This is a genomic window from Salipiger sp. PrR007, assembly GCF_010499845.1.
GTDB classification, from domain to species: Bacteria; Pseudomonadota; Alphaproteobacteria; order Rhodobacterales; family Rhodobacteraceae; genus Salipiger; species Salipiger pacificus_A.
Window position 1 is genome coordinate 1 of record NZ_JAAGOZ010000102.1, and the last position, 1430, is coordinate 1430.

2 protein-coding genes are annotated in these 1430 nt (G+C 65.0%); one reads left to right on the top strand and one right to left on the bottom strand.

Annotation, left to right across the window (positions count from 1 at the left end; translation table 11 throughout):
• Positions 1–2 precede the first annotated feature (2 nt).
• Positions 3–1235 (bottom strand): urate hydroxylase PuuD, encoded by a 1233-nt coding sequence (locus G0Q01_RS25645; RefSeq protein ID WP_164213970.1) that lies wholly within the window; start codon positions 1233–1235, stop codon positions 3–5.
• Positions 1236–1336: 101 nt separating this feature from the next.
• Here G0Q01_RS25645 and G0Q01_RS27460 point away from each other — a divergent pair.
• The coding region (locus G0Q01_RS27460; RefSeq protein ID WP_164188786.1) for a LysR family transcriptional regulator at positions 1337–1430 on the top strand (94 nt) is incomplete at its 3' end.

The following is a 1430-nucleotide window of genomic DNA, read 5'->3' on the forward strand; positions in this document are numbered from 1 at the left end:
GCTCAGCCCTTTGTCGCGGCGCGGTACCACTGGACGATCTCGCGGCGCGCCGCCGGGTCCATCTGGATGGCGTTGGGCGGCGGCATGGCGTGGCTGGCGCCGGCTTGCAGGAAGATCAGCCGCGCGTGGCGGGCGACGTCGGATTCGGTCTCGAGCACCACGCCCTTGGGCGGGTGGTGCAGCCCGTCCCACGAGGGCTCGCGCGCATGGCACATCGAGCAATTGCCGATCACCGCGTGATAGGCGTCCTCGAAGCCCGCCGCCCCGGCGAAACGCTGCTCGGCGGCGGTGAGCGGGCGGGCTCCGGCCTCCTCGTAAGTATCCAGCATCGGCGCGGTGGAGAGCCAGGCGATGGCGATGAAGAGCAGCGCGGTCACCGCCCAGGTCCAGTAGGGCGCCCTCTTGCGCGCGTGCATCGTGTTGAAGAAATGCCGGATCGTCACGCCCATGAGGAAGACCAGACAGGGAATGATCCAGGCGGTCTCGGTGGCAAAGGCCAGCGGGTAGTGGTTCGACAGCATCAAAAAGACGACCGGCAGCGTCAGGTAGTTGTTGTGCGTCGAGCGCAGCTTGGCGATCTTGCCGTACTTGGGATCGGGGGTGCGGCCGTTCTTCAGGTCGTCCACCACGATGCGCTGGTTCGGCATGATGATGAAGAAGACGTTGGCGGTCATGATCGTCGCGGTGAAGGCGCCGAGGTGCAAGAGCGCGGCGCGGCCGGTGAAGACCTGATTGTAGCCCCAGGACATCACCACCAGCATCCCGAAGAGCAGCACCATCAGCAGCGTCGGCGTCTCGCCGAGCTTGGACTTGCAGAGCCGGTCGTAGACCAGCCAGCCGAGGGTCAGCGACAGCGCCGAGATCACGATGCCCTGGAAGAGCGAGATGTCGGCCTTGGTGGGATCGATCAGGAAAAGCTCGCCGCCCGCCCAGTAGACGATCATCAAGAGCGCCGCGCCCGAGAGCCAGGTGGCGTAGCTCTCCCATTTGAACCAGGTCAGGTGGTCGGGCATCGCCTCGGGCGCCACGAGGTACTTCTGGACATGGTAGAACCCGCCGCCATGGACCTGCCATTCCTCGCCATGCGCGCCGACCGGCAGGTGCGGCGCCTTGCGCAGCCCGAGGTCGAGCGCGATGAAGTAAAAGGACGAGCCGATCCAGGCGATCGCGGTGATCACGTGCAGCCAACGCACGGCGGAGCCGAGCCAATCCCAGATGATGGCAAGATCGTACATGCCCGTCTCTCCCTGTTGCGGTGTTGCGCGGCAGCCTAGGCCGGGCGCGATTATTCTGCTATCTCCAGCATCACCCAAGCAGTTTCAAGTTTTGCCGAAGAATGTCCTATCTCGACAATATCCGCACCTTCGTCCGTGTCTACGAGTTGGGCAGCATGTCCGCCGCGGGCCGCGACCTGCGAATCTCACCGGCGG